Below are 16,451 nucleotides of genomic sequence, written 5' to 3' on the forward strand. Positions count from 1 at the left end.
ACCAGCATGAAAAAGCAACTTCGTATTCCCCCGCCTTTCGTGAAACACGTCATCTTCTCGGCTTTCCTGCTGGGCGCCACTTCCGCCTATGCCGTAGAGCAGGAACTTGGCGCGACGGACATGCCTCGCACGGATATTTCCCGTGCACAGGCAAATGAAATGGGCGGCAGCAGCCTGCCCAGCATTCGCAGTGGCCGCGGTGAGCAACGGCAAGTCAAATCTTTGCCAGGCAACACGACCACCAAACGTGGTGTTGCAGATGCCGACATACCAGTCGGTGCTTTCGAAGAGTATGTCGATGGCGTGACGGGCAAGAAGCTGAGCATCTTTGGCAAGGATCTGTTCAGTGACGTGCCGTCCACCTTTGCGCCGCTCGATGGCGTGCAAGTAAACCAGGAATATGTGATCGGCACGGGTGACGAGTTGCAGGTACGCGGCTGGGGCATGGTTGACATCGACGTCAGCGCCACGGTCGACCGCAGCGGTGCGATTTTCATTCCGCGCGTCGGTTCCATCAAGGTCAGCGGCGTGCAGTACAAGGATCTGCAGGGCTACCTGAAGAAAGCCATTAGCAAGATTTACACCAATTTTGACCTGACGGCGAGCATCGCGCAAACGCGTGCCGTGCAAGTGTACGTGGTTGGCCACGCGGTCCGTCCTGGCACCTATACCCTCAATTCCATGAGCACCTTGCTCAACGCCCTGTTTACGTCGGGCGGTCCGGACGCCACCGGCAGCATGCGCAATATCCAGCTCAAGCGCGGCAAGGACACCATCAGCACCTTTGACCTGTATGACATGCTGGTCAAAGGCGACAAGAGCCGCGACGTCACCTTGCGCGACGGCGACGTGATCTATATTCCTGAAGTCGGCCCGCTGGTGGCTTTGACCGGTAGCGTGAAGCAAGCGGCTATTTTTGAATTGAAGGGCAACGCCAGCCTGGCCGATGTCTTGAGCTGGGCCGGCGGCTTCGATTCTGCTGCGGAAACGAAGCAGGTGATCGTCGAAAAGAACATCGACAATCAATACAAGACCGTGCTGGAACTGGTGGCTGACAAAGGTGTCTCCAGCAGCCAGTTGGCCAGCGTTGCCGTCAAACCGACCGATATTTTGCGCGTATTCGCGCCAGGCGCCGTACCTGTGCAGGCACAAATTCAGAATGAATATGTGCGCGTGGCCGGCGAAGCAAAGCAGAGCGGTATCTTCCTCTTGAAAAAAGGCGAAACCCTACGCGAGCTGATCGCCCGTGTCGGCGGCGCCAATGAAAACGGCTACTTGTACGCGACACAGCTGAATCGTGAATCGGTCCGCCGCGCCCAGCAGGTCAAATTGAACCAGGTGGCCGATCGTTTCGAGCGCGACCTGGAATCGAACGCCACCCAGCGCATGGCCGCCACCGGTGACAAGGAAAGCGCGGCAAAAACCGCAGCGGAAGTCGAGCAGCAGCGCCGTATCGTGCAAAAACTGCGTACCGTCAAGGCGGAGGGCCGCATTGTCCTCGACCTGCCAGGCGTCGATACGCAAGTGAAAAACCTGCCCGACCTGCCGTTGCAGGACGGCGACTCGATCCTGATCCCGCGCCGCCCTGGCACCGTGGATGTGCTGGGTTCGGTATTCCAGCAAAACGCCTTTGTGTATCGTCCACAGCGCACGGTCAACGACTATGTGCAGCAAGCTGGTGGCATCACCGCGAATGCGGATAAATCCGAAATGTACGTGATTCGTGCTGATGGCACGGCGCAAAGCGGCCAAGGCACGGGCTGGTTCGGTGGCCTTGGTGGCACGGCGTTGAATCCCGGTGATACGGTCGTGGTGCCTGAAAAAATTGAGCGTAGTACGTTCATGCAGAGCTTGAAGGATTGGACGGCTATCTTTTATCAGTTCGGTTTGGGCGCGGCTGGTTTGAAAGTCTTGAAAGACTAATTTTCTCGTTGGCGTCGGAATTGGTTGCATTCACCATAAATGGTGTTCCTTGGTAACATTTCAAATATGTTGGATTGTCCTTTGAAAGAGCAAGATGATTGAAGAATTAAAAGATAAAGTGGATAATGTGTCGCCAGCAGTGATAAATGAAAAAGATGATGAAATCAGCTTGTTGGATATACTGATGGCGCTGGCTAGGCAAAAAAAGACAATGTTGATTGTTCCCTTAGTAACGGGGATATTGGCGATTGCCATTGCATTCCTGATAGTGCCAAAATTTTCCGCCACAGCAGTTATTTTGCCACCACAGCAGCAACAGAGTTCTGGCGTTGCAGCTATGCTTGGCCAGTTGGGTGGCTTGGCTGGAGCAGCCGGAAGTATTGCTGGTTTGAAAAACCCCAATGATTTATATGTTGGCATGCTGGAAAGTCGCACAATTGCAGATAAATTGATTGGCCGTTTCGATTTAAAGAAACGCTATGATGTTGAGACGCTTGATGAAGCGCGCAATAAGTTGAAATTATTTTCAACAGTGTCCAGTGATAAAAATGGAACCATTTCTATTTTAGTGGAAGACAGGGAAGCAAAATTTGCGGCAGAACTTGCTAATTCCTTCGTGACTGAATTGTCTTATCTGACCAAGGGTCTTGCAATCTCTGATGCTGCACAGCGCCGTCTGTTTTTCGAGAAACAGTTACTAGCGGTGAAGGATGAGCTGGCGGATGCTGAGATTGCACTGCGTAAAACCCAAGAAAGTACGGGCTTGCTTCAGCCGGATGGTCAAGTTCAAGGAATTATTCGTAGTGTTGCGCAACTGGAAGGAACCATCGCGGCGAAAGAGGTGCAATTGAATTCGATGCGCAGTTTTGCGACAAGCAACAATCCAGACCTGATGCGTCTACAAAGTGAAATTCAAGGATACCGTGCGCAACTTGAAAAATTAAAAGTTGGAAAATTATCTGGCGACGGTGATTTGATGGTGCCAACCGGAAAACTTCCGGAAGTGGGAATTGAATATATACGTAGATTGCGGAATGTAAAATATCAGGAGACGATATTTGAACTGCTTTCGAAGCAATATGAATTGGCTAAAATAGATGAGGCAAAAGAATCATCGATCATCCAGATTCTTGATGTTGCAGTTCCAGCGGAAAAAAAAGCTAAACCAAAAAGAAGCATAATTATACTGTTGGGTTTTGTTGGTGGTGTATTTTTGGGTATGCTGATCGCATTGATGCGTGATGCTTATGTTCATTCCATGAAAGACGAAAAAAACAGATATCGTCGGAGTGAATTACGGATGGCTTGGAAGAATAAAAATAATTAGTTTAAATGCCTAGAGTGGCGTGCGTTAGGACTTTGAAGAGTAAGGAAGAAAATGAAAGCTGTTATTCTGGCGGGTGGGCTGGGAACTCGTATTAGCGAAGAAACATCTACAAAGCCAAAGCCAATGGTGGAAATTGGTGGCAAGCCGATTCTGTGGCATATTATGAAGTCTTATTCTGCACATGGTGTCAATGACTTCATTATTTGCTGCGGCTACAAAGGCTATGTCATCAAGGAGTATTTTGCCAATTATTTCTTGCATACCTCGGACGTGACGTTCGACATGCAGAATAATCAGATGGAAGTGCATACGCGCAACGCTGAACCCTGGAAGGTCACTCTGGTTGACACCGGCGATGAAACCATGACCGGTGGACGACTGAAGCGTGTCAAACAGTACCTGGAAGGGGAAGAGGCGTTCTGCTTTACCTACGGCGATGGCGTCAGTGACGTCAATATCACCGAATCGATCGCCTTCCACAAGGCGCATGGCAAGCTCGGGACCTTGACGGCGACCCAGCCGCCTGGTCGCTTCGGTGCACTGAACTTGGACGGGCAGAAAATCAATAGCTTCCAGGAAAAACCACAGGGCGATGGCGCCTGGATCAATGGAGGTTATTTCGTGCTGTCGCCGAAGGTCATCGACTACATCGCCGAAGACAGCACTACCTGGGAAAAGCAGCCATTGGAGCGCTTGGCTGAAGAGGGGCAACTCGACGCCTTTTTCCATCGTGGCTTCTGGCAACCGATGGATACTTTGCGCGACAAGGTGCATCTGGAAGAATTGTGGCAATCGGGCAAGGCGCCCTGGAAGGCGGCTTGATGAATCCCGCATTCTGGCAAGGGAAGCGCGTCTTCCTCACCGGCCACACTGGTTTCAAGGGTGGCTGGCTGAGCTTGTGGCTGCAGCAGCTTGGCGCCGACGTGACCGGTTACGCACTGGAAGCGCCTACCACGCCCAGCCTGTTTGAAGTGGCCAATGTCGCGCACGGCATGCAATCGGTCATCGGCGACGTGCGCGATGGCGATGCCGTCAAACGCGCCATGGCTGCCGCGCGTCCGGACATTGTCATTCACATGGCCGCCCAGCCATTGGTACGCTACTCGTATGTGAATCCGGTGGAAACGTATTCCACCAACGTCATGGGCGTGGTGAATGTGCTCGAAGCCGTGCGTGCCACGCCTGGCGTGCGCGCAGTGGTCAACGTCACCAGCGACAAGTGCTACGAAAACCGCGAATGGCCGTGGGGCTACCGCGAAAATGAAGCCATGGGCGGTTACGACCCCTACAGCAACAGCAAGGGCTGTGCCGAACTGGTGACGGCCGGCTACCGCAGTTCCTTCTTCCATGCGGATAAATACGCCGAGCACGGCATTGCTCTGGGCAGCGGCCGCGCCGGCAATGTCATCGGCGGTGGCGATTGGGCGCTGGATCGGCTGATTCCAGACATGCTGCGCGCCATTGGCGCCGGTGAATCGGTCATGATCCGCAATCCCCACGCCATCCGCCCGTGGCAACACGTCCTCGAGCCGCTGAGCGGTTATCTGACGCTGGCGGAAAAACTGTACACGGAGGGTCCCGTGCATGCCGAGGGCTGGAACTTCGGTCCACACGATACCGACGCCAAGCCCGTCGAATGGATTATCGAGCGGATGACGCAAGAGTGGGGCGCTGGCGCCTCCTGGTCGCTCGATGGCCAGGATCATCCACACGAAGCGACCTATCTGAAGCTTGATTGCTCCAAGGCGCGCGGCCAGCTGGGCTGGCATCCGCGCTGGGACATCGGCCAGACGATCGCCAAGATCGTCGAGTGGCATAAGGCGTGCGACCAAGGGGCCGACATGCGTGCAATGACGCTGGCGCAAATTGCCACCTATCAAAATACCTAATTAATTACCTAATAAATTGAAGGCTGTATCATGAGCGAACAACTGACCCAACAACAACTCCGCGAACAGATCGCCGCCCTGGTGGCGCAATACGGCGCACTGGCCAGCGTGCCAAAACCATTCGAACCGGGCGTGACGGTGATTCCACCGGCCGGCAAAGTCGTTGGCGCGCCTGAAATGGGTCTGATGGTCGAAGCGTCGCTCGACGCTTGGCTGACCACCGGTCGCTTCAACGATGAATTCGAAAAGCGCCTGGCCAAGTTCATCGGCGTCGAATTCCTGATCACCGTCAACTCCGGCTCGTCGGCCAACCTGGTGGCCTTTTCGGCGCTGACATCGCCAAAACTGGGCGCGCGCGCCATCCAGCCCGGTGACGAAGTCATCGGCGTGGCGGCCGGTTTTCCGACTACCGTCAATCCGATCCTGCAATTTGGCGCCGTACCCGTTTTCGTCGACGTCGAGCTGGGCACCTACAATATCGACGCCAGCAAGATCGAGGCGGCCATCACCGATAAAACCAAGGCCATCATGCTGGCCCATACCCTGGGCAATCCGTTCAATCTGGAAGTCATCGTCGCGTTGTGTAAAAAGTACAATCTGTGGCTGGTGGAAGATTGCTGTGACGCCTTGGGCGCCACCTACAACGGCCAGATGTGCGGCACCTTCGGCGATATCGGCACCATGAGTTTCTACCCTGCACATCACATCACGATGGGCGAAGGCGGCGCGGTGTTTACCAATAATCCGGAACTGAAAGCGATTGCCGAATCGTTCCGTGACTGGGGCCGTGATTGCTATTGTGCGCCGGGCAAGGACAACACTTGCGGCCAGCGTTTCTGCTGCAAGCTGGGAACGCTGCCGGAAGGCTATGACCACAAGTATACGTACAGCCACCTGGGCTACAACCTGAAGATCACCGACATGCAAGCGGCATGTGGCTTGGCGCAGATGGACCGCGCGGCGGGCTTCGTTCAGGCGCGCAAGGACAATTTCGACTACATGAAAAACGGTCTGAAAAGCTGCGAGGAATTCCTGATCCTGCCGGAAGCGACACCGAACTCGGATCCATCGTGGTTCGGTTTCCCGATCACTTTGCGCCCTGAGGCTAATGTGGACCGGGTCAACCTGTTGACGTTCCTTGATCAAAACAAGATTGGCACACGCCTGCTGTTCGCTGGCAATTTGACACGCCAGCCCTACATGATTGGCCGCAACTATCGTGTTTCTGGCGAGCTGACGAATACCGACCGCATCATGCACGATACCTTGTGGATTGGCGTATTCCCTGGCTTGACCAAGGAAATGATGGACTTCTCGATCAGCAAAATTGAAGAGTTCTTCGGAGTAAATTTCTAATTATGAGAGTTCTGATTACAGGAGTGACTGGTTTCTTAGGGAGTCATCTCGCAAAATTTTTGACTGAAAATGGTCATTCCGTAATTGGAATAAAAAGGAGGACATCTTCGCTTGAGCGCTTGAATTCTATCGCGGATAATCTGGATCTCCGTGATATTGAGGATGGATTTGAGGATTTTAATTCTGAAGTAGATGCGATTATTCATACCGCCACCTGTTATGGAAATCAGGGCGAATCCGTTAGCGAGATATTGAATTCTAATGTCATATTTCCTCTTTCATTAATTGAAGCGCTGAAAAATAACGAAAAATTGGTTTTTCTTAATGCCAGCACATTCTTTTGCAAAGCTAAAGAAAACTATAGTTATCTAAAAAGTTATATCAAATCAAAAAATATCTTCCACGATATTGCGAAGGACTATTGTCAGGAGCACGAGATATTTTTTGCAAATATCAACTTGGAGCATATGTATGGTCCCGGAGATGCTGAAAATAAGTTTGTCAGCATGGTACTGCGGAAAATTGTCAGCAATGAAAATTCCGTTGCCATGACGGATGGTAAACAATTACGTGATTTTATCCATGTATTTGACGTGATATCCGCTTTTGAAAATATTCTGGTGTATGCGAAAAGAAATGCAGCTGCCGAAGATAAATATATAAATTTTGAACTCGGCACGGGTGCGGCAATTTCGGTCAGAGATTTTGTCGATACGATGCATAGGTTGGCTAAATCGAAAACAATGCTTAACTATGGTGCCTTGAAACATAGAGAAGGTGAGATTATGCATTCGGAAGCGGATATTCGATGTCTCGTAGAAAAGACAGGTTGGCATCCCAAGGTGAATTTAATTGATGGCCTTGGTAATATGATCGCGGAAATGAAATCCATATCAGGTAGTAATTGTGTTGCGCAAAAATTAAGAAATGGGAATGAGTAAAGATTATTTGAGCAGATGAAAAATTTAATATACGCAACTGGCTCAAGGGTCCTTCAAATTGTTTGTAGCGCACTGATAATAATACTGTCTGCAATTTTTCTTACAAAAAGTCACCAAGGATTATTGCTGACGCTAAATAGTATTGCAGCCGTTCAGATATTTTTTGAACTTGGATTTTCTTCAGTTATTCTACAATATGTAGGTCATGAGCGTAGATATCTGGCTTTTGATAGAGTGTCTGGATTCACCGGTCCTATTGAGAAGCTGGAACGGTTAGCAAATATATATAGGCTTGCTAGCACTTGGTTCAACTGGGGAGCAATTGGATGCAGTATATTTTTACTCATCGGTGGTAGTCTATTTTTCTATGATCATAGCAATAGTCAAGACATGCCATGGATGTTGCCGCTTATTTTCCTGTCAATTTGTGTTCCTCTCAGCTTATATTCCCAGCGCTTCTGGGTCGTCTATGAGGGTTTTGGCCATATAAATGAAGTCTATAAATTAAGACTGTGTGCATCAGTTTCAAGTTGCGTGGCCATCATAATTTTCTTTTTATATGGTTACGGTTTGTTCGCCCCAATTATTAGTCCATTTTTTAATTTTGTTTTTTCTCAAGTTTTAAGAATAAGAGAGTACAGCTTCTGGGGGCGTATTAGCGAGATAAAGTTTGCGGTAGATGCTAAAAAAATTATATTTAAAGAAATTTTGACATTGCAGTCTAAAATATCGGTATCTTGGCTATGTGGATTTTTTATGATCCAATCGATAACCCCGATTGTTTATAAATTTAGTGGTCCGGAAAGTGCTGCGGTAGTTGGAATTGGAATGTCTGCAGTATTAATAACCAGCGGCCTTTTGAGCGTGTTATTGCAAGTGAAAATTCCAGAATTGCTGGAGCTAATAAAAGGCGGAGAATTATTGGAATATTTCAGTTTTGGAAAAAAATTGGCTGTTCAAACTTTTTCTGCATCTCTTGTAGTATCGCTGATTGGTGGGATCTTTATTGCTCTGCTGAATATTTTTAATATTAATTGGTTATCGAGTAGGCTACCTGATCTGCACGCGTATACGTTTTTCATGCTGGCAGCAATTGTTAATCAAATTATAGCGACACAAGCGACCCTTACTAGACTGTTTAAAGTTGAACCATATCTCTATCATTCAATTTTAGTCGCAGTATCAACTGTGCTCGTAATAACATTTGCTGCAAAAAATAGCTCTACAGCTGGAATCGCGATCTGCTATTTTCTCATAACATTACTTGTTTCATTACCTTCATCGACATATATTTATTTGTCTGAAAAGAAAAAGAGGATTCCGAGTGCTCACAATTTGCATTCCAACTTATAATCGACCAGATAAAGTTAGGCAACGGATTATTGAATTGTTGCCGCAATTGAGTGAATTTGTAAAAATTTTAATTATTGACAATGCCTCTGTCGAGCCTGTGGTAGATATAATTGAAGATCTAATCACCGGTATTGATAAAGTGAAAGTGGTGAGAAATAAATACAATATTGGCATGTCTGCCAATATTGCAAGATGTATAGAGTATGCCGATACAGATTGGCTGTGGATATTGGGTGACGACGATTTGGTAACCTCGTCCGCGATTGATCGGATAAAGGCTGATATTGCCGCCGCAGATGAAGATGTATGTTGTCTAAAATATTCATCATATTGCAATGAAAATTCACATGATGAAGTTCTCAACATTAAAGAATTTTTATCGCACAAAGCAATGGGGTTCGATTATGTTTCCAATATTTTTCTAATATCTTCATCAATTATAAAGATAAAAAATATATCAGCATTGGATAAGATGATGGATACCATTAATAGCATGGTTCCACATGTTGTTTTGATTTTTCAATTGTTGATAAATGGTGGAAGGATATCATTTATAAAAAATAAAATTGTTGAAAAAACTGATTCTGATATATCCTGGTCCATCATGCAGCTAGAGTTTAATTTAAAACTTGCGCCTCAATTCGCTACAAATGTTGACAATGAAACGTTCAGGTTGGTTAAGAACTTTTTTTGCAATCACATTACATTTTCACCTGCAAGTATTTTTTTACGTGCACACAAAATGTCAAAAAGTAAAAGTCGGGAATATATTTGTTATTTGTATTCTGGAATCGTCTTGCAAAGTTTTTTTTCAAAATATGGATTTTTAAAATTCGTTTCACATGCTTTTTTATATTTTCTATTTCAACTTCGTGTTGATAAATTTCTTCCTATATGTTTTCGTTTGGCAGGGATGAGATTTCATCTGAAATATAATAAATTCATGACAGAAAATTAAAATCGAAATATTTTTTTGCAATGTATTTTATTCGCAAAAAAATTACAATTTTAAGTGTTTTTTAAACTTATTAAGTTGTATCGATAAATATAGCAAAGGCAGTATAAATTGAATATTTTAATTACGGGTGGATCGGGATTCATCGGGTCAAATCTTGCACTGAGCTTGATTGAGCAGGGTCATGCAGTGACGATTTTAGACAATTTATCACCACAAATTCATGGTGAAAATCCAGAGAAAACATCGCCTTTGTATCGCAGTATTAAGGACAAAACAAATTTCGTACTTGGTTCAGTTACCAGCCGGGCGGCATGGGAGTCTGTGCTGCCTGGCCAGGATGCCATTGTACATTTGGCTGCCGAAACCGGAACCGGTCAATCGATGTATGAAATATATCGGTATGTTGATGTCAATATCAGTGGTACGAGCTTGATGCTTGATTTGTTGGCGAATACAGAATATCAAGTTAAAAAAGTTGTTGTGGCGTCTTCCCGTTCTATTTATGGTGAAGGAAAATATTATTCGTCCGCATTGGGAATTATTTATCCTGGTGCGCGTAAGGATGAAGATATGCAGGTTGGGCGCTTTGAACCGCTATGTCCCAAAACAGGCGAACCATTGGAGTTGCTGGCAACGGATGAAGAGTCAAAAATTCATCCTTCTTCAGTGTATGGGATTACCAAGCAGAACCAAGAGCAGATGGTCATGACTGTATGCAGCTCGCTGGGTATTGGTGCGACTGCACTTCGCTATCAAAATGTTTATGGTCCAGGCCAGTCGTTGAGCAATCCATATACGGGGATCTTGTCAATTTTTTCGACACGTATTAAAAATGGTAATGGCTTGAGTATTTTTGAAGATGGCAAGGAAAGCCGCGATTTCGTGTTTATTGATGATATCGTTGCTGCGACGACCTTGGCGCTGACAAAGGAAGAAGCCGATGGTGAAGTATTCGGTATCGGTGCTGGTGTTGCAACCGATGTTTTGACGGTTGCACAGACACTGGTTCAGCACTATGGCATCGACGTACCGATCAAGGTTACTGGTGCTTACCGCCTCGGCGATATCCGCCACAACTATGCGGACCTGTCCAAATCGAATCGTTTACTGGGCTTCCAGCCTAAAGTGAGTTTCAGCGAAGGTATCGCACGCTTTACCGATTGGGTTAACGCACAGGCAATTCAGGCCGATACCTACGATGTCAGTATCGCCGAAATGAAGCAGCGGGGACTTTACAAATGACGGTCAAGGTTGGCCTGGTAACAGTGTTGTTCAATAGCGCTGATGTGCTGCCCGGTTTCTTCGAAAGTCTGAGCCGTCAGGATCTTAAAAATTATTGTCTGTATATTATTGACAACAGTTTGGATGACCTTTCCTATAATACATCGATTCAATTGATTGAACAATATGGCATGAAAAATGTCACCTTGATAAAAAATTCCGATAATGTTGGTGTGGCCAAAGGAAATAATCAGGGCATAGAATTGTCATTGGAAAATAACTGTGAGTATGTACTGCTATTGAACAATGATATTGAGTTCGATGATAGTTCATTAATCAGCAAGATGCTGGCGTTAGCCAAGAATCACAACGAGAAGCTGATTGTTCCAAAAATATATTTTTTTGATTCCGGCAACATCTGGTGTGCAGGCGGTGATATCAGCAATTGGAAGGGTACTACGACACATCGCGGTGAGGGCGAGCCGGATCGCGGGCAGTATGATACGGATGGGCGTGTCAACTATGCCCCGACCTGCTTCATGCTGATCCATAAATCGGTATTTGAAAAAATCGGCGTCATGGATGAAAAATATTTCGTTTATTACGATGATACCGACTTTGTCTGGCGTGCAAATCATTCGGGCTTTGGTATTTACTATTGGGCAGCGGGGGAAGTGAAGCATAAGGTCAGCAGCAGTACTGGCGGCTCCGGATCTACATTCACAACATATTATGCTCAGCGTAACCGCCTTTATTTTATTCGGAAAAATTTTGGATTTCCAATGAAAATGGTTTCATTGACATACTATTTCTTGACCCGATTGCTTAAATTCGATTTCTTTTCGAAAAAAATGCGAAAACCATTTTTTTCGGCAATAAAAGATGGCTTGAAAATGTAGAGAAAGTCTATATGAGTTCATGTACTGCTACTTTAAGTGCAAAAATATGATTTTCTTCTCATATTTTGGTAAATTCGTTTTATGCAATTATGATTGCAGATGTGAAAAGTTGAGAAATTATCATGAAATTGAGCTATGATCCGCGTTGGTTAGGGCCGACAGGTATTGGCGCTGTTGCTGCCGCTTTGATAAAAAGAAAGCCAGCAAAGGTAGAGTTAGTGCCTTTGAAATATGATGGAAAAATTTCAGATCCGCTTTCTCCCCCTGAAGCTCGGTGCAGAGTTGCGCGGTTTGAAAACAGATGTTTTTTGGTCCCCGGGTTTCATTGCTCCTTTTCATCCGAGAACTCCTGATGTTGTCACCGTACATGATTTGATACATTTGCATTATTATAGTTGGGTGCATAAAGCATATTACAATTATATATTGAAGAATCTTTATAAAAAATGCTCAAAAATAATAACCGTCTCGGAATGTACAAAAAAAGAACTGATTGCCTGGGGGGGGCTTCAATCCTGAGAAAATCGAGGTTATATATAATGCTGTCGAGAAATCGTTCAATGTTGATGTTATCCCGGTATCATTAGGTTATCCGTATATATTCTATGCCGGAAATCGAAGGGGGTATAAAAATATATCCCGGATGATAGAAGCATATGCTCTTTCAAAATTACCGTCGCTGGGTATCAAATTATTGCTTTCTGGTAAATTGGATGATGACCTGAGAAAAATGATGCAGCAGTTCGCTGTAAATGGCTTGGTGGAAACATCTGGCTTTATCCAGGATGAGGATCTACCTCGCTACTACAAGGGCGCGACGGCAATAGTCTACATTTCCCTGTATGAAGGGTTTGGCTTGCCAATTCTTGAAGGGATGGCGACCGGTGTCCCGGTGATCACCTCTGATCTCAGCTGCATGCCTGAAATTGCCGGTGGCGCGGCATTGCTGGTCGACCCGCTGGACGTTCGCGCTATTGCCACCGCAATGAACCGAATCGTCGATGACTCTGATTTGAGGGCTAACTTGATAAATGCTGGCTTAAATCGGGCAAAAGATTTTTCATGGAATCAGTCATCAGAGAAATTCTGGAATATCATTGATGAAGTTGGTAAAAAATGAATAGAATTGGTATCGTTATTCCGACTTATAACCCTGGTCCTTTATGGCAGCAGTGGTTGGAGAAAATGAAGGTACAGTCGTTGTTGCCTGATGTACGTCTTATCATCGACTCGGGCTCAAATGATGGTTCAATGACGCAGGCTACACATGACTTATTCGAATTACAGACTATTGATAAGAGTGAGTTTAATCATGGTGGCACGCGGCAGCTTGCTGTTCAGAAAATTGCGAAGCAAGTTGATATTATAATCTTCATGACGCAAGATGCTTTATTGCATGATGAACATTCTTTGCGAAATTTGGTACGGATATTTTCAGAGAATGAAAATGTTGCTGCTGCCTATGGGCGTCAATTACCACATATAGGCAGTCGTCCAAGTGAGGCGCACGCACGCATATTTAATTATGCAGAGCGAAGCCTATTGAAATCACTGGCTTCAAAAAATGAGCTGGGCTTTAAGTCTATATTCATATCCAATTCATTTTCTGCTTATCGGGTAAAAGATTTGATAAATGTAGGCGGCTTTCCTACCAATGTTATTTTAGGCGAGGATACTATAGTAGCGGCAAAACTTTTACTTTCTGGAAGGGTTGTTGCCTATGAAGCTAGTGCTGCCGTTTATCATTCGCATCATTACACCTATGCCCAGGAATTCAAACGCTATTTTGATATTGGTGTTTTACACGCACGTGAACCATGGCTGTTGAAAGAGTTCGGCCAAGTGGGCGGAGAAGGTATTCGTTATTTGCGTTCCGAGATGCAATATGTGAAAAAAAATGCATGGTATCTGATGCCATCATCCCTGATTCGGACGTTCTTTAAATACATTGGTTATAAAATAGGACGTCACGAGCAATATTTTCCTACCCGGATGAAAAAAATGCTGAGTATGTATAAAGGTTATTGGTTAAAAAATAAATAAAGTATTCGCGATAAATTAATGATAATTAAATTTATATTTAGTTATTAATTTTTATTGGGTTGAATTGTAAAATTTTCAATTTAAATTAAGTTTCAATTTAAAGATCCGCAATATTATGCATTTAATACATCCTCTGCGTTGGAGTATACCTGTGTTACCGATAAGCAGACTTAGTAAAATGGATTTTTTACTGCTGATAGGTGTGATAGGGTCAGTTTCCCTTGATTTCTTGACAAACGTCTTCGCATACGCAGGTATTCAAAGTCCGGTTGTAGCTTTGTTGAAAGGGAGCATACTCTTACTAATAGTCGCCAATTATCGAACACTGTATAGTTGGGCGATCACCTTGGCATTTGCAGGAATTTTTTTTATTCGGGAATTTTTAATTGCGACTAATTCTTTGGAATCGTATCTTATGGATGATGCGGTTTTTTTCTCGAGGATTTTTTTCTTTATTGGTTGGTTATTATTGTTTTATGAGCGACGGAATAGGAAAGAATTTTTAAACTGTGTTTTATATGTGGTTGTTGCAACTTTCATTTTGAGCGTAATTTGCCAGTTTGCAGGATATCTATTGAGCCTAAAATTTTTCAAGGCATATGGTGAGCAGCGAGGTGGATACAAAGGCCTCTTTTTCGCTGAAAATGATACTAGCGTATTTTATCTTTTTATTCTAATTTATGCGATGTATCTATGGGGAGTCGGTCGCAAGATCCTTACCTTTATTGCATTGCTGGGTTTGTTTTTTCTTGGATTGGGATCTAAAACCGCACTATTGGGTGCCTTAATTGTTCCTATAATCTATTTTTACTTTACTCATAATTTTTCTTTTCCTATAAATATAAAAAAATTTTCACTTCGGCTACGTCCGTTGATGTATATCAGTATTTTTTTAATTATTGGAATAGGTGTTGGTTATTTTTTACTATTTTATATTGGTAGTTTTCTTGTGGCCTTTAACTATGATCAACTAATCCGTGTATATGAACAAAGTGGTTTGTTGAGTAGTCTGCTATCTTTCAGGGATCTGAAAGTAGCTCTTTATTTTAATAACCTTAACAATTTAAATGATTTAATTTTTGGGCTTCAAATCAAGGAAAAAATAAAAATATTCGGTCTGGAAAGCCCAGGAACATTCATGTATGAAATCGATATTTTCGATTATTTAGGGCGTGTCGGATTGTTGGGGTTGATGTTGACGATCATGACAATTTGTCGCTGTACAGGGCTTCGCAGATGGGGCTCTGCTACACCGGAGTTGAAGACGCTTATTTTTTCTATTATTATTTTGGGGCTTACGGTCGGGCATACGCTTGTTTCAGCCATGAATGGCGTGTGGCTGGGTTTTTGGCTGATTTTATTTAGCCAATTGCGCTACCGACGTATCGAAAATTGAATTGCTGAGTACTGGCCAGAACCAAGTGCAATACCATCAGCTTGTAACGTGACGCCATGTCAGAAACCTATAAGCATTTATAGCGAACGGGAGCGTGCCATCGTCATGTAAGCGCTTCATAAACCACAGCCTTGTGACTTGATTCTGATATCCGCATGCTTGTCGTTTTAATTTTCTAATCCCTCCACCAAATGATCGCGTTTAAAAGTGGAATTTTTCAAACTCAGATTTTGTGAAATTTCTGCATGAAGAGGTCCCGTTTTACCGATAGCCAAATCATCGCCATCTTCACGAAAGCCGAAGGTGGCTCAACAGTTCCAGATCTGTGCCGCGAGCATCGCATCAGCGACGCCGCGTTTCTACAAATGGCACTCAAAGTTCGGCGGCATGGATGCCTCACTGATGGCCCGCATGAAGGAGCCGGAGGACGAGAACTGGCGCCTGAAGAAGATGTATGTCCGAGATCGGTTGACGGTTGAGATCGTTGTGGAGGCGCTGACAAGAGAATGGTAGCGCCATCTCGGCGGCAGGAGATGGCGCAATGGGCCGTAGTCCAGCGCACAGCTACTATAAGACTGTGGCCTGCCAAGCCTTTAGCATCAGTCAGACTTGCTATACGCTATCGCGCCAGGCTCGATGTGAAAAACACCATTGTGGCCGTCTTGCACCAACCAGTGCAGCTGGGATTTTGGCTTGGCAGTAACATTCGTTTGTTTAACGTGATAGACGATTACAACCGTGAGGGGCTTGGCATTGAAGTCGATTTCTCGCTGACATCCGAACGCGTTATTCGTTCTCTCGACAGGGTCATCGAATGGCATGGCAAGCCTAGGGTCATTCGCTGCGATAATGGCCCGAAGTAAATCAGCGCCGTGACGTTGGCCTGGTCCACTAAGCACGGCATTCGCATCGACTTTATCGAACCCCGGACAGCCACAACAGAATGCCTATGTTGAGTGCTAAAATCGCACTGTGCGTTACGATTGTGGCCGATCATTGTTTGAAACCCTCGATGAATCCTAAATTTTTCAATCCGCTGGCTGTGGACTTACTATCACTATAGGGCCAACATGGCAATTATCGGCATCATCCCGAAACAGAAATTCGCCTTGGCCGTTTAACCTCTATTCTTAGCGCGCTCTAAA

The 16,451-nt window shown here is 45.3% G+C and carries 14 protein-coding genes and 1 pseudogene; all 15 read left to right on the forward strand.

What is annotated here, in order from left to right; translation table 11 throughout:
• Nucleotides 1–6: 6 nt before the first annotated feature.
• The 15 genes and pseudogenes from ACPJXG_RS01995 to ACPJXG_RS02065 all read left to right on the forward strand — a co-directional run bounded on the left by ACPJXG_RS01995 (nucleotide 7) and on the right by ACPJXG_RS02065 (nucleotide 16,427).
• Nucleotides 7–1,923 (forward strand): SLBB domain-containing protein, encoded by a 1,917-nt coding sequence (locus ACPJXG_RS01995; RefSeq protein WP_425253246.1) that lies wholly within the window; start codon nucleotides 7–9, stop codon nucleotides 1,921–1,923.
• A 94-nt stretch (nucleotides 1,924–2,017) separates the two neighbouring features.
• Nucleotides 2,018–3,250 carry a GumC family protein gene (locus ACPJXG_RS02000; RefSeq protein ID WP_425253247.1) on the forward strand — a complete coding sequence of 411 codons (1,233 nt, stop codon included), beginning with the start codon at nucleotides 2,018–2,020 and terminating at the stop codon, nucleotides 3,248–3,250.
• Nucleotides 3,251–3,301: 51 nt separating this feature from the next.
• Nucleotides 3,302–4,072, forward strand: a complete 771-nt coding sequence (rfbF, locus tag ACPJXG_RS02005; protein WP_425253248.1) for a glucose-1-phosphate cytidylyltransferase — start codon at nucleotides 3,302–3,304, stop codon at nucleotides 4,070–4,072.
• Nucleotides 4,072–5,139, forward strand: a complete 1,068-nt coding sequence (rfbG, locus tag ACPJXG_RS02010; RefSeq protein WP_425254700.1) for a CDP-glucose 4,6-dehydratase — start codon at nucleotides 4,072–4,074, stop codon at nucleotides 5,137–5,139. Before rfbF ends, rfbG begins: the two co-directional genes overlap by 1 nt.
• Nucleotides 5,140–5,169: 30 nt before the next feature.
• On the forward strand, nucleotides 5,170–6,495 hold the full coding sequence (gene rfbH / locus ACPJXG_RS02015) for a lipopolysaccharide biosynthesis protein RfbH (protein WP_425253249.1): 1,326 nt from the start codon (nucleotides 5,170–5,172) through the stop codon (nucleotides 6,493–6,495).
• Between the two features lie 2 nt (nucleotides 6,496–6,497).
• Nucleotides 6,498–7,436 carry an NAD-dependent epimerase/dehydratase family protein gene (locus ACPJXG_RS02020; protein ID WP_425253250.1) on the forward strand — a complete coding sequence of 313 codons (939 nt, stop codon included), beginning with the start codon at nucleotides 6,498–6,500 and terminating at the stop codon, nucleotides 7,434–7,436.
• A 15-nt stretch (nucleotides 7,437–7,451) separates the two neighbouring features.
• Nucleotides 7,452–8,789 carry a hypothetical protein gene (locus tag ACPJXG_RS02025; RefSeq protein ID WP_425253251.1) on the forward strand — a complete coding sequence of 446 codons (1,338 nt, stop codon included), beginning with the start codon at nucleotides 7,452–7,454 and terminating at the stop codon, nucleotides 8,787–8,789.
• On the forward strand, nucleotides 8,761–9,747 hold the full coding sequence (locus tag ACPJXG_RS02030) for a glycosyltransferase family 2 protein (protein WP_425253252.1): 987 nt from the start codon (nucleotides 8,761–8,763) through the stop codon (nucleotides 9,745–9,747). Before ACPJXG_RS02025 ends, ACPJXG_RS02030 begins: the two co-directional genes overlap by 29 nt.
• Nucleotides 9,748–9,855: 108 nt before the next feature.
• Entirely contained in the window at nucleotides 9,856–10,989 is a 1,134-nt protein-coding gene (locus ACPJXG_RS02035) for an NAD-dependent epimerase/dehydratase family protein (protein WP_425253253.1), read from the forward strand.
• Nucleotides 10,986–11,867 (forward strand): glycosyltransferase family 2 protein, encoded by an 882-nt coding sequence (locus tag ACPJXG_RS02040; RefSeq protein WP_425253254.1) that lies wholly within the window; start codon nucleotides 10,986–10,988, stop codon nucleotides 11,865–11,867. The genes ACPJXG_RS02035 and ACPJXG_RS02040 overlap by 4 nt, the downstream gene beginning before the upstream one ends.
• Nucleotides 11,868–12,101: 234 nt before the next feature.
• Complete coding sequence (locus ACPJXG_RS02045) at nucleotides 12,102–12,386, forward strand: glycosyltransferase (protein WP_425253255.1); 285 nt, start codon at nucleotides 12,102–12,104, stop codon at nucleotides 12,384–12,386.
• Entirely contained in the window at nucleotides 12,361–12,987 is a 627-nt protein-coding gene (locus ACPJXG_RS02050) for a glycosyltransferase family 4 protein (RefSeq protein WP_425253256.1), read from the forward strand. Before ACPJXG_RS02045 ends, ACPJXG_RS02050 begins: the two co-directional genes overlap by 26 nt.
• Complete coding sequence (locus tag ACPJXG_RS02055) at nucleotides 12,984–13,910, forward strand: glycosyltransferase family 2 protein (RefSeq protein WP_425253257.1); 927 nt, start codon at nucleotides 12,984–12,986, stop codon at nucleotides 13,908–13,910. Before ACPJXG_RS02050 ends, ACPJXG_RS02055 begins: the two co-directional genes overlap by 4 nt.
• Nucleotides 13,911–14,088: 178 nt before the next feature.
• On the forward strand, nucleotides 14,089–15,306 hold the full coding sequence (locus ACPJXG_RS02060; RefSeq protein WP_425253258.1) for a hypothetical protein: 1,218 nt from the start codon (nucleotides 14,089–14,091) through the stop codon (nucleotides 15,304–15,306).
• Nucleotides 15,307–15,551: 245 nt separating this feature from the next.
• Nucleotides 15,552–16,427: pseudogene (locus ACPJXG_RS02065) on the forward strand (transposase).
• Nucleotides 16,428–16,451: the final 24 nt, after the last annotated feature.

Origin of the sequence: Janthinobacterium sp. NFX145 (assembly GCF_049810325.1) — a bacterium.
Classification (GTDB): domain Bacteria; phylum Pseudomonadota; class Gammaproteobacteria; order Burkholderiales; family Burkholderiaceae_D; genus Janthinobacterium; species Janthinobacterium rivuli.

What these genes read in the sequence shown, in the direction of transcription:
- ACPJXG_RS02000 (WP_425253247.1), top strand. Translation starts at nt 2,018, where the DNA reads ATGATTGAAGAATTAAAAGATAAAGTGGATAATGTGTCGCCAGCAGTG.
- rfbF (WP_425253248.1), top strand. Translation starts at nt 3,302, where the DNA reads ATGAAAGCTGTTATTCTGGCGGGTGGGCTGGGAACTCGTATTAGCGAA.
- ACPJXG_RS02020 (WP_425253250.1), top strand. Translation starts at nt 6,498, where the DNA reads ATGAGAGTTCTGATTACAGGAGTGACTGGTTTCTTAGGGAGTCATCTC.
- ACPJXG_RS01995 (WP_425253246.1), top strand. Translation starts at nt 7, where the DNA reads ATGAAAAAGCAACTTCGTATTCCCCCGCCTTTCGTGAAACACGTCATC.
- ACPJXG_RS02055 (WP_425253257.1), top strand. Translation starts at nt 12,984, where the DNA reads ATGAATAGAATTGGTATCGTTATTCCGACTTATAACCCTGGTCCTTTA.
- rfbH (WP_425253249.1), top strand. Translation starts at nt 5,170, where the DNA reads ATGAGCGAACAACTGACCCAACAACAACTCCGCGAACAGATCGCCGCC.
- ACPJXG_RS02040 (WP_425253254.1), top strand. Translation starts at nt 10,986, where the DNA reads ATGACGGTCAAGGTTGGCCTGGTAACAGTGTTGTTCAATAGCGCTGAT.
- rfbG (WP_425254700.1), top strand. Translation starts at nt 4,072, where the DNA reads ATGAATCCCGCATTCTGGCAAGGGAAGCGCGTCTTCCTCACCGGCCAC.
- ACPJXG_RS02025 (WP_425253251.1), top strand. Translation starts at nt 7,452, where the DNA reads ATGAAAAATTTAATATACGCAACTGGCTCAAGGGTCCTTCAAATTGTT.
- ACPJXG_RS02060 (WP_425253258.1), top strand. Translation starts at nt 14,089, where the DNA reads ATGGATTTTTTACTGCTGATAGGTGTGATAGGGTCAGTTTCCCTTGAT.
- ACPJXG_RS02045 (WP_425253255.1), top strand. Translation starts at nt 12,102, where the DNA reads ATGGAAAAATTTCAGATCCGCTTTCTCCCCCTGAAGCTCGGTGCAGAG.